General features: G+C 44.7%; 16 protein-coding genes, 1 tRNA gene and 1 other RNA gene. All 18 read left to right on the forward strand.

From position 1 onward, the window contains the following. Position 1 precedes the first annotated feature (1 nt). The 18 genes from V7Z69_RS00525 (at position 2) to V7Z69_RS00610 (ending at position 16042) form a co-directional block, all read left to right on the forward strand. Positions 2-829 carry a 2-oxoacid:ferredoxin oxidoreductase subunit beta gene (locus V7Z69_RS00525; protein ID WP_014163109.1) on the forward strand — a complete coding sequence of 276 codons (828 nt, stop codon included), beginning with the start codon at positions 2-4 and terminating at the stop codon, positions 827-829. Continuing rightward, the gene (locus V7Z69_RS00530) at positions 822-1367 is read left to right on the forward strand and encodes a 2-oxoacid:acceptor oxidoreductase family protein (RefSeq protein WP_014163110.1); all 546 of its coding nucleotides are present in this window, start codon (positions 822-824) and stop codon (positions 1365-1367) included. The genes V7Z69_RS00525 and V7Z69_RS00530 overlap by 8 nt, the downstream gene beginning before the upstream one ends. A gap of 70 nt (positions 1368-1437) precedes the next feature. Further along, positions 1438-2892 (forward strand): 23S rRNA (uracil(1939)-C(5))-methyltransferase RlmD, encoded by a 1455-nt coding sequence (gene rlmD / locus V7Z69_RS00535; RefSeq protein ID WP_334138094.1) that lies wholly within the window; start codon positions 1438-1440, stop codon positions 2890-2892. A gap of 38 nt (positions 2893-2930) precedes the next feature. After that, positions 2931-3006 (forward strand) — tRNA-Gly (locus V7Z69_RS00540). A 199-nt stretch (positions 3007-3205) separates the two neighbouring features. Further along, the gene (locus V7Z69_RS00545; RefSeq protein ID WP_014163112.1) at positions 3206-3532 is read left to right on the forward strand and encodes a cell envelope integrity/translocation protein TolA; all 327 of its coding nucleotides are present in this window, start codon (positions 3206-3208) and stop codon (positions 3530-3532) included. Beyond that, positions 3519-5534 (forward strand): V-type ATP synthase subunit I, encoded by a 2016-nt coding sequence (locus tag V7Z69_RS00550; RefSeq protein WP_334138095.1) that lies wholly within the window; start codon positions 3519-3521, stop codon positions 5532-5534. The genes V7Z69_RS00545 and V7Z69_RS00550 overlap by 14 nt, the downstream gene beginning before the upstream one ends. A 68-nt stretch (positions 5535-5602) precedes the next feature. Continuing rightward, positions 5603-6079 (forward strand): V-type ATP synthase subunit K, encoded by a 477-nt coding sequence (locus tag V7Z69_RS00555; RefSeq protein ID WP_014163114.1) that lies wholly within the window; start codon positions 5603-5605, stop codon positions 6077-6079. A 21-nt stretch (positions 6080-6100) separates the two neighbouring features. Next, complete coding sequence (locus V7Z69_RS00560) at positions 6101-6682, forward strand: V-type ATP synthase subunit E (RefSeq protein WP_334138097.1); 582 nt, start codon at positions 6101-6103, stop codon at positions 6680-6682. Positions 6683-6703: 21 nt separating this feature from the next. After that, the gene (locus V7Z69_RS00565; protein WP_334138098.1) at positions 6704-7717 is read left to right on the forward strand and encodes a V-type ATPase subunit; all 1014 of its coding nucleotides are present in this window, start codon (positions 6704-6706) and stop codon (positions 7715-7717) included. Beyond that, the gene (locus V7Z69_RS00570; RefSeq protein WP_014163117.1) at positions 7707-8048 is read left to right on the forward strand and encodes a V-type ATP synthase subunit F; all 342 of its coding nucleotides are present in this window, start codon (positions 7707-7709) and stop codon (positions 8046-8048) included. The genes V7Z69_RS00565 and V7Z69_RS00570 overlap by 11 nt, the downstream gene beginning before the upstream one ends. Before the next feature lie 44 nt (positions 8049-8092). Next, positions 8093-9892: a V-type ATP synthase subunit A gene (locus tag V7Z69_RS00575; protein ID WP_334138100.1), complete on the forward strand. Its 1800-nt coding sequence runs from the start codon at positions 8093-8095 to the stop codon at positions 9890-9892. After that, a complete protein-coding gene (locus V7Z69_RS00580; protein WP_041446017.1) occupies positions 9873-11291 on the forward strand; it encodes a V-type ATP synthase subunit B in 1419 nt (472 codons plus the stop codon). The genes V7Z69_RS00575 and V7Z69_RS00580 overlap by 20 nt, the downstream gene beginning before the upstream one ends. A gap of 35 nt (positions 11292-11326) precedes the next feature. Next, complete coding sequence (locus V7Z69_RS00585; RefSeq protein WP_014163120.1) at positions 11327-11953, forward strand: V-type ATP synthase subunit D; 627 nt, start codon at positions 11327-11329, stop codon at positions 11951-11953. Between the two features lie 58 nt (positions 11954-12011). Beyond that, an RNA gene (gene rnpB, locus V7Z69_RS00590) (RNase P RNA component class A) lies at positions 12012-12392 on the forward strand. 158 nt (positions 12393-12550) lie between these two features. Beyond that, positions 12551-12976 (forward strand): division/cell wall cluster transcriptional repressor MraZ, encoded by a 426-nt coding sequence (gene mraZ, locus V7Z69_RS00595; RefSeq protein WP_014163121.1) that lies wholly within the window; start codon positions 12551-12553, stop codon positions 12974-12976. Continuing rightward, positions 12973-13884, forward strand: a complete 912-nt coding sequence (gene rsmH, locus V7Z69_RS00600; protein ID WP_014163122.1) for a 16S rRNA (cytosine(1402)-N(4))-methyltransferase RsmH — start codon at positions 12973-12975, stop codon at positions 13882-13884. Before mraZ ends, rsmH begins: the two co-directional genes overlap by 4 nt. 5 nt (positions 13885-13889) lie before the next feature. Beyond that, a complete protein-coding gene (locus V7Z69_RS00605) occupies positions 13890-14336 on the forward strand; it encodes a hypothetical protein (protein ID WP_014163123.1) in 447 nt (148 codons plus the stop codon). A gap of 50 nt (positions 14337-14386) precedes the next feature. Continuing rightward, the gene (locus V7Z69_RS00610) at positions 14387-16042 is read left to right on the forward strand and encodes a peptidoglycan D,D-transpeptidase FtsI family protein (protein ID WP_334138102.1); all 1656 of its coding nucleotides are present in this window, start codon (positions 14387-14389) and stop codon (positions 16040-16042) included. The last annotated feature ends 4 nt before the right edge of the window (positions 16043-16046 follow it).

The raw sequence follows: 16046 nt of genomic DNA on the forward strand, positions 1-16046 counted from the left end.
CATGCCCCGTCCAGAGATAGAAAGCTGGCTGCGTAAGAGGTTTTTCCCTCATATATGGTGTCCTGGTTGCGGCCATGGTGTGATATTGCATGCGCTCCTCAGAGCGTTGGTTAGCTGTGGGAAGAAGAAAGAAGAAACTGTGATTGCGTCGGGAATAGGATGCTCAAGCAGGATGCCAGGTTACATAGATGCGTGTACAGTTCACACCACCCACGGTCGTTCCTTGGCTTTTGCTACCGGCATAAAGTTGGCCAATCCTAGCCTAACTGTCGTCGACGTAATGGGTGATGGTGACTGCTCTGCAATAGGTGGAAACCATTTCATACATGCCTGTAGGCGAAATATAGATATAACGGCCATCGTAATGAACAACAATATCTACGGTATGACCGGCGGGCAGGCGTCTCCGACGACTCCTCCTGGATCCAAGGCTACAACGGCTCCTTATGGTGTTGTTGATCCGCCTTTTGATATTTGTAAACTTGCAGTAGGTGCTGGAGCTACCTATGTAGCACGAACGACAATAGCTAACCCCGTTATGTGCGAAAAATACATAAAGACAGCTATTGAGCACAAAGGGTTTTCAGTTGTAGAGATAGTGTCCAGCTGCCATACCCAATACGGCAGAAGGAACAAGAGAAGAACGCCGGTAGACAATTTAAATTATCTCAAGGCTGCTTCCGTGCCACTTGCAAAGGCCAAAGAGATGTCAGAGGAGGAGCTCCTTGGTAAGATCACTGTCGGTGAATTTGTGAAGGTGGATAAACCTGAGTACACCGAAATGTACGATAAGGTCATAGAAGCTGCGGGAGGTAAGAGTCATGAGTAGCCGCTATGAAATTCGTTTTGCGGGTTCAGGAGGGCAAGGTGTGATTTTGGCTGCCGTCATAACTGGCGAAGCGGCTGCGCTCTATGAAGGCTTAAATTCCGTCCAGAGTCAAGCGTATGGACCAGAGGCGCGAGGGGGTAAATCCAAATCTGAGGTTGTTATATCAGAGGGGAATATAGATTACCCCAAAGCCATGGAGCCCGATCTTCAGATTATCTTGAATCAAACTTCTTGCGACGAGTTTGCCTTTGATACCAAAAAAGGCGGGGTAGTGATTCTTGATGATACTTACGTCAAGGAGGCACCGAAGATAGATGCAGAAGTCTATATGGTGCCCATCGTAAAAACCGCTAGGGAAAAAATAGGTCGCGAGCTTGTCACTAACATGGTTGCATTGGGAGCAATGGCCAAAATTCTTGAGCGCAAAGGCATTATGAAACCAGAAAACATCAAGAAGGCGATCTTGGCTAGAGTTCCTAAAGGAACGGAAGAAATGAACGCCAAAGCATTTGAAGAAGGATATGCTTTGATAAACTAAAAAGGCAATTTGAGCTGCTACAATATAGGAGGACGCCGGTATAGGTTTTCTGGTGTCCTCTTTTTGCTTTTTGGTTCAGTACTTACGGTTTTTGGGGTCAGAAAGGATGGTTGCCAGTTACATGAAGCTGCACGTAGGTGAAAAGATAAAGGTTTCAGTTGATTCCATCAACAGCCAGGGAGATGGTGTCGCCAGGTTTGGCGAGGAAAGGTTTGTTTTTTTTGTGCCTGGTGCACTACCTGGGGAAGAGGTGGAGGGGATCGTTAGGATCTTGAAGAGACACTATGGCGTTATGGAATTGACTGATGTTTTGACTCCTTGTGTAAATAGAGTCATTCCTAAATGTTCTTGGTATGGTTTGTGTGGGGGGTGTTCTTTGCAGCATGCTGATTACGCCATGCAGCTTGAAATAAAAAAGCGCATCGTCTTTGACGCTTTTATGAAAACCGTAGGGAAGGAGCATCTGGATAAAATACAGGACTGCGTGCCTTCGCCTAAAAAGTGGTGTTATAGGAACAAGGCTTCTTTCCCTGTCAAAAGGGGAAAGAAAAATCTAAATGTTGGTTTTTACATGAAGGGATCCCACCGTATCATCCCGATAAATTCATGCTGTATCCTGGAAGAGGGCATAGACTATATCTATAGGCGCCTATTGGAAAACTTGTCTTATCTTGGAATTGAGGGATATGACGAAAAAAAAGGAACAGGCATTTTGAGGCATTTGGTTTTAAGGCGAACTGCAAGGGGTGATAAGGCCGTAATATTGGTTTTAAGAAACTTCGGCAAGAAAGAAGAAAGAAGCTTGAGAAGTTTTATGCAGCGTGTTAGCGAAATGCTAGGAAAAGACATCTCCTTTTATGTGAATGTGAACCCTCATAAAGGTAACAGAATTTTTGGTGAAAGAACCATAGCTATAAAAGGGAAAGAAGGCCTGTCGGAAAGCATATGTGGTAAGAGATTATTTTTTGGACCTACCTCTTTCTTCCAGGTAAACAGGGACATTGCTGAGCTTTTGTTCCAGGAGGTAAAGAATGCATTAGAAATTAGTGGGGCAGACCATGTAACAGAGCTTTACTGTGGGGTAGGGGCAATTACCGTAACTTACGGAAAGAATGTTAAGTCTGTTACTGCTGTGGAATCTTGGCCGGAGTCGGTTCTTTTCTTGAGGAAAAACATAAAGTTGAACAAGCTGAATAACGTCCGAGTTCTGGAAGGAGACGTAGAAGAATTTGCTCCCGATGCACTGTTTGGGGAGGACAAGGTAGTTCTTTTGGATCCCCCCAGAAGCGGATGTGCCAAAGGAGTATTGGAAGGCATTATAGAACGCAGGCCCAAAGCTGTCATATATGTTTCATGCAATCCAGCGACATTGGCCAGAGACGTTTCGATTCTCATGAACGGTGGTTACGAACTTAGTTTTGTAAAGCCCTTCGATATGTTTCCCATGACAGCTCACGTCGAGAGTATGGCCTTGCTAACGAGGGAAAAACTACAAATTGCGCGATATGATAAAGGATGTAGTTGAAAAAAACAAACCACCTATATATAATAGCCAAGCGTAGGGCGGACATAGCTCAGTTGGTAGAGCATCGGCTTCCCAAGCCGAGGGTCGCGGGTTCGAGTCCCGTTGTCCGCTCCAGACGTTTAGCAGCGAAAAAAGAGGGCAGGTTCCTCTTTTTTTGTATCCTTCTTCGTATATAACGTATTAAAGCATGTGACGAAAATAAACGTTTTTTTCTGAAATTGCATTAAAATTGACAATAATTTCTCTCACAACTAAAATGAATAAGACTTTGTTCTTTGCATAACGTATAATGTTTTGAAAGGGGGTGCTGGTGGTGGCTAAAAATTTAACGGAGGAGATAAGAGCGACGGAAGAGCAAGCTCAAAAAATCGTTTCTGAGGCAAAGAGTCAGGCTTCGCAGATAATCTCCGAAGCCCGCTATGAGGCGGAACAGGCCGTTAAATCGTTCAGGCAGCAGATGCATAGATCTTTTAGGGATGAATTGGTCCGCGTAGAGAAAGACGCTGAAAAGGAGATCGGAGTAATTTTGCAAGAGGGACAAAAAAAGGCAGAGAGCATAATAGATAACCATAAAGGTAAGGTTGACGAAGTGGCTGCCTGGATAGCGCAAGAGGTGATGACCCGGTATGGCAGTAACTAAATTCAAAAAAGCATCTTTGGTTGTGCTAGGAGAGAAAGAAGAGGCGGTAGTGTCCGTTTTGCAGGATTTGGCGTGTTGTGAAATAATGCCAGAGCCCACGGACACGAGGACCCATGATTGGGCTAAATGTATAAAATCAGCGGATGAAGCCCTTGCTGATATACGATCTGCCCTGCGTTTTTTGGAACCGTACTACCCAGAGGTGTCTGGTAAGTTGGAGCGCCTCTTGGGCGAAAAACCTACAGTCACCGTTGAGGAACTGGAGAACCTTTCGAATAGTATTGATCTTGCAAGTTTGTCGTCCTCGGTTAAAAAAATAGAGCGAAGAATGTTGGATATAAGGACGTTGCTTTCCAAGTTGGACTCCAACGAAGAGATATTGATCAAGTTAAGACAGTTTCCGTATTCACTGGCTATTATATCCAGTGGTACTGTACGCATATCCAGTATCGTAGGAACCTTGCCTGTAGCCTATCTTGAGAGGTTCCAAGGGTTGGTTGCAGAATTGCTGGCATCTGATGGAGAACTGTTTGTTGCTCCATTTACTCCAAAGGAAACGGATGTCACCGTAGTATTGATGTATGACAAAAAGAAGGCTGACGAAGTTGCTGAGATATGCGAAAAGGTTCCGTTCACCAAGTTGGACTTTCCACCAGAGCTTGAGGGTACTCCCGAAGAGGAGTTGTCCAAAATTGAAAGAAATCGGACAGAGCTAGCAAAGGAATCAGAGAACCTTGAAAGGAATGCTGCAAAACTGGCTTCTGAGTGGGTTCCAACGCTTAGAAACTTGTTGGATTACTATTCTGTTATTAGGACTCGCTATGAAACCTTGGTTAATGCTTCTAGGACGGAGAAGGTCAGTGTTATTAAGTTCTGGGTTCCAGAACCTGCGGTAGGAAAGTTAAAAGAAAAGCTCTCTAAATTTGGAGAGGAGCTTGAGCTCATAATAGAGGATCCATCAGATGATGATGAACCACCCACTCTGTTGGAAAATCCTCGTTGGGCTTTGCCATTTGAGCCTTTGACAAGGCTGTACGGTGCACCTAAGTATGGGGAGATTGATCCTACGGTTCCCATGGCTCCCTTCATGTTCCTCTTTTTTGGGATGTGTTTGGGCGATGGTGGCTATGGAGTTCTCATTGCTTTTGCAATAACATATTTGCTCTCCAAATACAAAATTGTTGGAGATACAAAGAATTTCTTGCACTTGCTGCTTCTAGGTGCTCTGTCTACGATAGCTGTTGGTGCCCTCACAGGTAGTTGGATGGGCGATATGATTGATGCTTTTCCTTTCCTAGCCTTGCTGAAACCCCTTAAGGACAGATTGGTTGTGTTAAACCCCATGTCGGACCCTATCACTTTCTTGGGGATATCCCTTGCTTTGGGGGTTGTACAGATACTCTTTGGCCTTTCTATCGCGTTTTGGGATAGCCTGAGGAAAAAAGACTACATGGCTGCTTTTGGTGACAACGGAGGCTGGATTTCCCTTTTGATAGGACTTCTTTTGCTTGGAGGGGTAAAGAGCGGTTTTTTAGGAGGAGCAGCCGGGTTGCTAGGGAAAATACTTTCCATCTTAGGTGCGGCTGTGTTGGTCGCAACGCAAGGTAGGGAGAAAACAGGACTGTTTAGAAGGTTGCTGTCGGGAGTGTTGAGTTTATATAACATAACGTCGTACTTGGGGGATATTTTGAGTTATAGCAGGCTTTTGGCTTTGGGTTTGGCTACTTCTGCGATTGCGATGATAGTTAATACTCTGACCAACCTTGTGTTGTCCATACCATTTGTTGGTTGGATACTGAGCATAGTAATATTTGTGGGCGGCCATCTTTTCAGCGTGGTAGTCAACACTCTCGGTGCTTTCATCCACTCTTTGCGTCTGCAGTATGTGGAGTTTTTCAGCAAGTTCTATAGCGGGGGAGGAAGAATCTTTCAGCCTCTGGAATACAGGACCCGCTACGTAAAGATAGTAGGGAGTAAGCCCTTGGGACAGCAAAGTAAGTAAATAAAAACAGTAACTTTAAACATATTAAACATAATACTTAAAAGTTTTTGAGAGGGGTGTAGAAGAAAATGGAAGTTCTTGGAATTATGTTGGCGGTTTTGGGTGCAGCTTTGGCAGCGGGCCTCGCTGGGTCGGGTTCCGCTATAGGAGTTGGAATAGCTGGTGAAGCTGGAGCGGGTATTATGACTGAGGATCCCGGTAAGTTCGGTTTGGTTCTGCTTCTACAGGCTCTGCCTGGAACACAGGGTATATATGGACTTTTGACTGCTTTTTTTGCCATCTTGAAAGTGGGACTTTTAGGAGGAGAAGCAATTGAAGTCAGCGTATGGCAAGGATTGGGAGTCTTTTTTGCCTGTCTTCCCATAGCCATAGCAGGCTATTATTCTGGTATAGCTCAGGGTAAGACTTCTGCTGCCTGTATTCAGCTCATTGCTAAAAGGCCTGAAGAGACCGGTAAGGCGGTCATACTTCCTGCTATGGTTGAAACATATGCTGTGTTGGCTCTTTTGATGAGCATAATTCTCCTCAACAGCATCAAATTTTAATTGCTGTAAGAGGTGAATGATATGTCGTTACAAGATATAAAGAAAAAAATCGAGGCCGAAGCCCAACAGGAAGCAAAGGAAATACTCGAAAGAGCAAAAAAGGAAGCGGAGAAAATAAAGGAGCAAACAGAAGAAGAGATTAAAAAGATAAAAGATCAGTATGACAAAAAACTTAGTGCTGAGAAGCCTGAGATCTTTAGGCGAAAGAAAGTTGTGGCCAACCTTGAGATCAAGAAAATGGAATTAGGGTCTGAGAGGTACCTGGTAGACCTTGCTTTTGAAAAAGCCGTTGAGCAGTTATCCAATATGGATAAGGAAAAATACAGCCAATTTATGAGTGTGTTATTGGAGAAAGCGGCTGGAGATGGAAGTGGCACCTTGTTAGTCGGGGAAAACGAAGATGTTATTACCAAGGAATGGGTTGAAGGTTTCAACAAGAGCCATAAAGCCAGCATTGTGCTAGGCAAACAGCATATAAACACAGCTGGCGGTTTTATCCTTAATAAGGATAAGGTGGATGTTAATTGTACGTTTGAGGCCTTAGTAAAAAGCTTAAGAGAGGACATTGAAGTCAATGTGTTCAACAAGCTTTTCTCGTCCTGAGGAAGTGAGGTTTTGGGAATCATGATTCCTGAGAATGGATACAGTTATGCAGTCTCCAGGCTTAAAGCCATGGGCAATAGACTGTTGGATAACAATAGCATCTTAAGATTGTGGGAAAGCGAGACCTTTTCCTCAGCAATGAAACTTCTGGCTGAGACCCATTATTCTCAGTGGTTGCCTGAGATGAAGAGCGAAGATGATTTTGAGTCGTTGATATCTGCTGAGTTAAATTATGTTATTTCGGAGGTCAAGGCGCTTTCTCCCGATAAGGAAATACCTGTTTTATTTCAATTACCCTTCGATTTTCATAACATAAAAGTCCTGCTCAAAGACAGGATAACCCGTGCAAGCGGGCAGGGGAGGAGGGTGGACCTTCTTACACCCTTAGGAAATATTGCTACAGACGACCTTCTTTTGGCTGTTGAAAGCGAGGATTACAGACTACTGCCCTTTGGGTTGCACATCGTCCTGCCCGAGAGTATATCAATTTGGGAACAGAGCCATGATGTGCTCTTGGTGGAGAAGAAACTTGATGAGGCCCTATTTGAACTAATGAGAAATATCGCAGGAAACATCAATGTAGAAGGCGTCAAAAAATGGGTCAAAGCCAGGATAGATGCAGAGAACATACGTAACATTCTGAGGCTGACGAGATTTGGCATGGAGACAGGAAAGATAGCTTCGTTCCTTCACGATGGAGGGTTTATTTCCCGAGAGAAACTTCTCCTTTTAGTTAACGAACCTTTGGAAGGATGGAGCCGGATCATTGGTTTCGCTGATGCTGCTGCTGCCTTGTCCCAAGTTGAAAGTTTTCTGGTTCCAGAGAAAGCCTTGGTTGAGCTTGAGAAGGCGTTGGACGATTATGTTTCCAATGTTTTAGCGCCCTATCGCTACGAGGCATTTGCTCCAGAGAACGTTCTAGCCTATCTGTGGGCCAAGGATATGGAGGCAAAGAACCTTAGGATTGTGATGGTGGGCAAAGCTAATGGAGTGGATAAGGACGTCATAAGGGGGTTGCTAAGAAATGTCCTCTAATGTCCATAAGTTGAGAATGGCAGCAGTGGGCGATTACGAAAGCATATTACCATTTCAGGCTGTTGGGGCTGAGCCTTTCTTTCTTAGCGAAGGAGAACAGGATAAGCTCCGTAACCTGTTGTTAAAGTTTGCCAGGGAAGGCTATGCTGTGGTTTTCCTTTTGGATACTATATTCCAGGAAGGGAAAGACCTGGTTGCGGAGATAAATGAGAACTACGCCGTGAGTATAATACCTATCCCTGGAGTTAAGGGTTCTACAGGGGTTGGAGTAGAGGCGATAAGGAAGAGTGTAGAAAAAGCAGTCGGTATGGATATATTTGCCGTAAGATAAATAAACAACAAAAACAAACTAAAAGGATTTGATAGGTGGTGGCCATGGAGAAGATTATTAAAGGAGCCATAGCGAAGATTTCTGGGCCTTTGGTCGTTGCAGAAGGGATGACCGGGGCTTCCATGTATGATGTTGTAAGGGTTGGAGAGTTGGGGCTCGTAGGAGAAATAATCGAGTTGAAGGGTGACCTAGCATCCATTCAGGTTTACGAGGAAACCTCGGGCCTAAAGCCCAAAGAACCAGTGATCAGTACGGGAGCCCCCTTGAGCGTTGAGCTAGGACCAGGTTTGATAGAACAGTTTTATGATGGTATTCAAAGACCTTTGGCGCTGATAGAGGAAGCGGCAAAGAGCCCGTTTATAACAAGAGGAATTGATGTTCCGTCTTTGCCCAGGGATAAGAAATGGCATTTTCGGCCAACCGTCGAAGTGGGAACAGAAGTTTCAGCTGGTGATGTATTGGGAACGGTAAAAGAGACGGTTTTGGTGGAACATAAAATTATGGTTCCTCCTGGTATGAAAGGAAAAGTTAAGGATATAAAGGAAGGAGAGTTTACAGTAGAAGAGGCCGTTGCTGTAATCAGCACGGAAAATGGTGACAAAGAGGTAACCATGCTACAACGTTGGCCCGTAAGGCTGCCTAGACCTGTGGCTAGAAGATTGCCTCCTAATGTGCCTCTGGTAACGGGACAAAGAGTGGTGGATACCTTTTTCCCTATGGCTAGAGGTGGAGCAGCTTGTGTTCCTGGGCCATTTGGTTCTGGGAAGACAGTTATCCAACACCAGCTTGCCAAATGGGCGGATGCTGAGATAGTTGTTTATGTCGGTTGTGGTGAGCGAGGCAATGAGATGACAGACGTTCTCTTAGAGTTCCCGGAACTAGAAGACCCGCGATCAGGAGAACCCCTGATGAAGAGGACGGTGCTGATAGCGAATACCTCCAACATGCCTGTTGCTGCTAGAGAGGCCAGTATATATACGGGTATTACTATTGCCGAGTATTATAGGGACATGGGCTACTCCGTAGCGTTGATGGCTGATTCGACCAGTCGATGGGCAGAAGCTCTCAGAGAAATAAGCGGTCGCTTGGAAGAAATGCCTGGAGAGGAAGGCTATCCAGCTTATCTTGGTACCAGGCTAGCCTCTTTCTACGAGAGGGCAGGACGGGCAATATGCTTGGGTAAAGATGGTAGAGAAGGCTCCATAAGCGCCATAGGAGCGGTTTCCCCGCCGGGAGGAGATTTGTCCGAACCAGTTAGCCAGAACACCCTTAGGGTAACAAAGGTTTTTTGGGGCTTGGATGCCAACCTTGCATATCAAAGGCACTTCCCAGCCATAAACTGGCTACTGAGCTATTCTCTTTATGCTGATTCTCTGGGTGAATACTGGGACGATCGTTACGATGGTGAATGGAGCAAGATGAGAACCCAGGCCATGAGCTTGTTAGAAGAGGAAGATAGGCTGAAGGAAATAGTGAGGCTGGTCGGTATTGACGCGCTATCAAAGGAAGAGAGGATGATTTTGGAAACTGCAAAGTCCATAAGAGAGGACTTCTTGCACCAAAATGCCTTCCACGAGGTGGATACTTACGCGTCAATGGATAAGCAGTTCAAAATGCTCAAGAACATATTGTACTTCCATGAGCTGAGCATGGATGCATTGAAGAAAGGGGCACTTTTGAACGATATCTTGAAATTGGACGTGAGGGAAAAGATAGCTAGGATGCGCTACGTAAGCGAGGACAAGCTGGAAGAGATCGATAAACTTGAGCCTGAAATAAAAGGACAAATAGAAGGGCTTTTACCAGAGGGGGGCTTTAGTGATGTTGTTGCCGAGGGAATATAAGACTATTTCTGATTTGTCTGGACCCCTTATCGTAGTGGAAAAAGTGGAGGATGTTCGCTATGATGAGCTAGTTGAGATAGAGCTCGGTAATGGAGAGATAAGGCGCGGTAGAGTCTTGGAGATAGCTAAAGATAGGGCGCTTGTCCAAATTTTTGAGGGAACAACAGGTATAGATGTCCAATCGACCAAGGTGCGCTTTACGGGCAAAGTCTTAACCCTGCCCGTAAGCAAAGACATGTTGGGAAGAATTTTCAACGGTAGGGGAGAGCCCATAGATGGCGGAGCACCCATAATCCCTGAAAAAAGATTGGACGTAAACGGATATCCTATGAACCCATATTCAAGGGATTATCCTTCTGAGTTTATCCAGACCGGAATTTCTACGATCGATGGAATGAATCCCATGGTGAGAGGACAGAAGCTACCCATTTTCTCTGGTAGTGGTATGCCTCATAACAGAATAGCAGCTCAGGTTGCAAGACAGGCTACTGTGCTGGGTGAGCAAGAGGATTTTGCTGTTGTGTTCGCAGCGATGGGCATTACCTTTGAGGAAGCATCTTTCTTCATGGAGGATTTCCGTAAGACTGGCTCAATCGAAAGGACGGTAATGTTCGTCAACTTGGCAGATGACCCCGCCATAGAACGAATCACTACTCCTCGATTGGCGTTGACCTGTGCGGAATATTTGGCATTCGAGCATGACTATCAGGTTTTGGTAATTTTGACAGATTTAACCAACTACTGTGAGGCTCTTAGGGAGATTTCAGCAGCTAGAAAGGAAGTTCCTGGTAGACGAGGGTATCCAGGGTATCTTTACACTGACCTTGCCACAATGTATGAGCGAGCAGGCAGGTTGAGGGGTAAGAAAGGGTCCATAACCCAATTCCCTATACTGACCATGCCAGAAGACGATAAGACGCACCCTATACCTGACCTTACAGGCTACATAACTGAAGGGCAAATTATATTGAGCAGGACTCTACACAGAAAAGGTATATACCCACCTGTGGACGTCTTGCCCTCTCTTTCTCGATTGAAGGATAAAGGAATAGGCAAGGGGAAAACCCGAGAGGATCATGCCGATTTGATGAACCAGCTATTCGCCGCATATGCAAGAGGTAAGGAGGCAAAGGAGCTTGCAACCATACTTGGTGAAGGGGCGTTGACAGAGGAGGACAAAGCTTTTGCCAAGTTTGCCGACGAGTTTGAGAACACTTATGTTCGACAAGGAGAATATGAGAACCGAACTATAGAGGAAACTTTGGAGAAAGGCTGGGATCTTTTAACCTTGATTCCCGTTACGGAACTTAAGAGGGTACGAGATGAATATATAGAAAAATATCTCAAACCCAGGCTCAAGAAGGAGGGCAGTGCCGCAGAAGGCACGAAGGCTAACTGAGATGCTAGTAAGCATCATGATTGGAAGGTGACCTTATGGCAAGAAAGCTGAACGTCAATCCTAATAGAATGGAGCTTTCCAGGCTTAAAAAACGGCTAACAGTTGCCAAAAGAGGGCATAAGCTGCTGAAGGACAAGCAGGATGCTCTGATAAAGGCTTTTCTTGATTTGGCCAGAGAAATAAAAACGCTACGAGAAGAGACAGAAGCGGAGCTGGCAGAGTGTTACAGAAGTTTCCTTCTTGCCAGAGCTCAGACGTTGCCGGCCATGTTGGAACAAGCTCTAATGATAACTGGGACCAAGGTGAATCTCTCCGTCAGGTATAAAAACGTCATGAGTGTCGTAGTGCCCGAATACGAAGTTGAGCAAAGCGGAAACATATTGAATTACGGCTTAGCGACGTCTCCAGGCTCACTTGATGTGGCTCTTGAGCGGTTTTCTAAGGTTATCCCTAAGCTCATATCTCTGGCGGCAAAAGAGAAAAGCCTTAACTTGATGGCTGCGGAGATTGAAAGGACCCGCAGAAGGGTCAATGCTTTGGAGCATGTATTAATCCCATCCTTTGCAGAAACTATTCATTATATAAAGATGAAACTAGATGAGCAAGAAAGAGCTACACTAAGTAGGTTGATGAGAGTAAAGGAAATTGTGCGGTCTCACTAGGTTGCTGAGATTGTACAGTTGGGGTTATCCCCCAAAATTGTGATAGAATACGACTTAAGGAGTATCCAAAGCGATCGCTGTCCTCTAGAGGGAGGGAGGAAAGTCCGGACTCCACAGGGCAGGGCGCTGGAGAAATTCCAGTGGGTGCGAACCCAAGGAAAGTGCCACAGAAACATACCGCCCAGGGCTTCGACTGGGCAAAGGGCTGCGGCTGTTTGCCTTAGTTGTAAGCCTTGGGTAAGGGTGAAAAGGTGAGGTAAGAGCTCACCAGCTGCAGGGCGACCTGCAGGCTAGGCAAACCCCGCCCGGAGCAAGACCGAATAGGAGGGGATGAGGTGGCCCGCTGACCCTCGGGTACGGTCGCACGAGGCATGGCGCAAGTCATGTCCCAGATAAATGATCGCTATTTACAGAATCCGGCTTATTGGATGCTCCTTTTTAACGTGTTCACCACTAGAGAAGTTTATCAAGATAAACATTAGGACTATTAGCCCTAAAAAGAAAAGTAAAAGGGGTTAATAGTCCTTTTTTTTGTGTCCAAATAGTGGTAAAGTGGTAGAAAGTGGTATTAAGTGGCATAAAATGGGAGGAATTCCCATGCTGGTGGGGACCTATGAGCATCGAATGGATTCGAAAGGTAGAGTGGTCCTTCCCTCTAAATTAAGGGAGGAAATAGGCGATGGTGCGTTCGCAACGATCGGCATTGATCGTTGCGTTTCTATATATGCTGCTGATGAATGGAAGAAGGTATTGGAACGTTTGGGAAAGTTGCCCTTTTCCAAGGGTAAAGCTAGAGATTTCAGTAGGCTTCTGATGGCGTCAGCATACGAAGTTCAATTCGACGCATCAGGCAGGATTTTAGTCCCCCCACATTTGAGAAGCCATGCCTGCTTGAAGCAGAACGTGACGATCATAGGTGTTGGTGACCACATTGAACTTTGGGATACCTGCATTTGGAATGAATACATGGAGAAAATCCGTAACGAGTTACCCAATATAGCCGAGGAGGTGGAAGGCCTATGATCGAACATATCCCCGTTATGCTGGATGAAGTATTAAAAGCTGTAACTAATGCTCCTTCTCTAAGGCGGATTGTTGATGCCACTTTAGGTTTGGGGGGGTATACGAAGGCTTTCCTAAAGCAGTGGCCTCATGTTTCGGTCCTTGGTATAGATAGGGATTCGGAAGCTATAGAGATAGCAAAGGATAAACTGGCGGAGTTTCTTGACAGGGTGAAGTTTTATAACGGTGATTTTAAAGATTTGGCTGAGATATTAAAAAAAATAGGTTTTACTGAACCGGATGCAATAGTTTTTGATCTAGGTGTTTCCAATCTCCAAATATCGAAAGAGGAAAGGGGTTTCTCCTTTGATTTGGATGGTCCTTTAGATATGCGTATGGACACTACAAGTGACCTAACGGCAGAGGAAGTCATAAATACATACTCCAAAGAAGCACTATCGGAGATATTTCGAAAGTACGGTGAAGAGAGGCATGCCTCCAGGATAGCCTGGGGAATATGCAAATATCGACAAGAACATGGTTTGATTCGAACAACAGGTGAACTGGTCAGTGTTATTCGGATGACTTTACCGGCACCAGTGCAAAGGAAAATGGGGAAAAATCCTGCAAGAAGAGTATTTCAGGCTTTGAGAATAGAAGTAAATAATGAATTGAAAGCCCTTGAGGAGGCTTTATCAGGTTGTAGAGAGGTTGCCAAAGAAGGAACAGTAGTAGTCGTAGTAAGTTATCATTCACTAGAGGATAAAATAGTTAAAAAACAATTTAAAGAATGGGAATCCTTGGGGTTGGGAAGGATGCTTTCCAAGAAAGTGGTAAAACCGACCGAGGAGGAGATCACAAGAAACAAAAAGGCCAGAAGCGCAAAGCTAAGAAGTTTCATTTTTGGGGAAAGAGAGCTTAAGGGGTGATTTAAATGGCTAACAGGTCAGCGGCAGTTTTGCGCCATAGGCTATGGAAAGGATTTAATAATGTTAAAACTTCGCATATCGTAATAGCCGCGTTTGTACTTATATTCTTGTCAATAGGGGGATTAGTTAGCCTGCGACTTTATGCCCTTAACCTCGAATATCAGTTGAGTAGATTAGAGCAAAAAATTGCCGCGCAGAAGGAAATAAACCTAAAACTTGAAAAAACGTTGGCATCGCTAGTAAGTCCTGGCAGGGTTTTCGATTATGCGAAAGCTTCTTTGGGAATGAAGACAGACAGCCAGGTTGACATAGTTCGCATAAAAAACAATAATGTCACAGTGCTGTTGGCAAAAGATTCAGGTGCCAGTGAAAGTCCTAGCCAAGTCGATAAGACTGGATCACTGTTGGCCAAGCTGCTGAATTTTGTGACGAAAAAAGCGTTTGCTAGATAACATATAACATGTAATTTTACTTTTCATAAACGGAAGGTCTTCGAAATCTTATGAAACGTAATATAGGTGTGCACTGGTTTTTGTTTTTTTTGGCGTTTCTAGTGGTATTTTTCAGGCTTTATCAGCTTCATTTCAACCCCGATCCTAGGACAAAACATCAATCAGAATCTCAATATTGGTCAAAATTGAACTTAAGTTCTCCTCGCGGCATCATTGCTGACAGAAATGGAGTGCCCTTAGCTATTTCTGTCCCAGCTATAACGTTATTCGTGGATCCTCTTTTTTGGAATCCCAAGAACGCAGAGTTGATAAAGCCTATTCTTTCAGAGGAACGTTATAGGCGGCTTAAGGGTGAGCTTAAAGGTAGGTATTTCCCTGTTGCAAGAAAGCTAAACTTTGAAAAAGCAAGTGAAATAATAGAAAAGGATATTCAAGGATTATTTTGGGTAAAGGAGTATAAAAGGTTTTATCCCCATGGCGAGTTTATGGCCCAGATGCTGGGCTTTTGTGACATAGACGATAGGGGGCTAGCTGGATTAGAGTACCTTTGGGATTTTTTGTTATATGCGCCTCCCAAAGTTTTGACAGTAACTAAGGATGCTTCAGGCAAAGTAATAAGTTTCCCTACATATGGTGATAAAAGCTGGGGAAAGGAATATAAGGGTGAAGTTCACCTTACAATAGACTCTAGAATTCAACACATAGTGGAGAAATACTTGAAAAAAGCATTCAAGATTCATCGTGCCGACTGGGCTGCAGCAGTTTTGATGAATCCAAAGACAGGAGAAATATTGGCTTCTTCGAGTTTGCCTGAATTTGATCCTAATAAGCGGGAAACTCTCATTAATGCTGAATCTCTGCGCAACAATGTCATATCTAGAGTTTACGAGCCGGGGTCGACGTTGAAACCTGTAATGATGAGCATAGCTCTAACAGAAGGGAAAGCAACACCGCAAAAAGATCATTTTTATTGTACTGGCAAAATACGAGTAGCTGATACGACTATACATGATGTCAAGCCCCATGGCAGTTTGGACTTGAAGGGTGTCATAATTAATTCCTGCAATGTAGGTATGGCCACCATAGGCATGAGATTGGATCCCAAGCGAACATATGGTCACCTGAGTAGATTTGGATTCGGAATGAAGACTGGTGTAGAGCTTCCTGGGGAAGAAAGGGGATTGTTAAACACTCCAGAATTATGGCAAGGTTCTGTTCCTGCAAATATAGCCATTGGGCAAGGTATAGGCGTTACACCTTTGCAGTTGGCTCGAGCAATATCGGCGGTTGCCAATGGAGGGTATTTGGTGAAGCCCTTTTTAGTAAAGGAAGCAGTAACAGCTCAAGGCGAAGTAGTATACCAAGGAAGACCTGAAAACCTCGGCCAAGTTATGTCGAAAGAGACGTCCAATTGGCTTAAGTCCGCAATGGAAGATGTTGTGAAGCAAGGAACAGGGCAAGTTGTGGGCAGGAAAGACGTAAGGATAGCGGGAAAAACAGGGACCGCTCAAGTAGCTAAAGGAGGTATATACCAGAAGGGTGTTTTTGTGTCCTCTTTTGTGGGTTTTTGGCCAGTTGAGGATCCTAATAATTTACTTTTGATAGTTATTGGACACCCTAAGGGCAAAGCTCACTTTGGCAGTGAGGTGGCGGCTCCAGTTTTCAGGGACGTCATGGAAGATGTTCTTAAGTTACCCATGAGATAATGTT

The organism is Thermovirga lienii, from assembly GCF_036847465.1.
Taxonomy (GTDB): domain Bacteria; phylum Synergistota; class Synergistia; order Synergistales; family Thermovirgaceae; genus Thermovirga; species Thermovirga lienii.

Coding starts and splice junctions, on each gene's coding strand:
- V7Z69_RS00565 (WP_334138098.1), top strand. CDS start 6,704: ATGATTCCTGAGAATGGATACAGTTATGCAGTCTCCAGGCTTAAAGCC.
- mraZ (WP_014163121.1), top strand. CDS start 12,551: ATGCTGGTGGGGACCTATGAGCATCGAATGGATTCGAAAGGTAGAGTG.
- V7Z69_RS00555 (WP_014163114.1), top strand. CDS start 5,603: ATGGAAGTTCTTGGAATTATGTTGGCGGTTTTGGGTGCAGCTTTGGCA.
- rsmH (WP_014163122.1), top strand. CDS start 12,973: ATGATCGAACATATCCCCGTTATGCTGGATGAAGTATTAAAAGCTGTA.
- V7Z69_RS00560 (WP_334138097.1), top strand. CDS start 6,101: ATGTCGTTACAAGATATAAAGAAAAAAATCGAGGCCGAAGCCCAACAG.
- V7Z69_RS00530 (WP_014163110.1), top strand. CDS start 822: ATGAGTAGCCGCTATGAAATTCGTTTTGCGGGTTCAGGAGGGCAAGGT.
- V7Z69_RS00610 (WP_334138102.1), top strand. CDS start 14,387: ATGAAACGTAATATAGGTGTGCACTGGTTTTTGTTTTTTTTGGCGTTT.
- V7Z69_RS00585 (WP_014163120.1), top strand. CDS start 11,327: ATGGCAAGAAAGCTGAACGTCAATCCTAATAGAATGGAGCTTTCCAGG.
- V7Z69_RS00570 (WP_014163117.1), top strand. CDS start 7,707: ATGTCCTCTAATGTCCATAAGTTGAGAATGGCAGCAGTGGGCGATTAC.
- V7Z69_RS00605 (WP_014163123.1), top strand. CDS start 13,890: ATGGCTAACAGGTCAGCGGCAGTTTTGCGCCATAGGCTATGGAAAGGA.
- V7Z69_RS00575 (WP_334138100.1), top strand. CDS start 8,093: ATGGAGAAGATTATTAAAGGAGCCATAGCGAAGATTTCTGGGCCTTTG.
- V7Z69_RS00525 (WP_014163109.1), top strand. CDS start 2: ATGCCCCGTCCAGAGATAGAAAGCTGGCTGCGTAAGAGGTTTTTCCCT.
- V7Z69_RS00550 (WP_334138095.1), top strand. CDS start 3,519: ATGGCAGTAACTAAATTCAAAAAAGCATCTTTGGTTGTGCTAGGAGAG.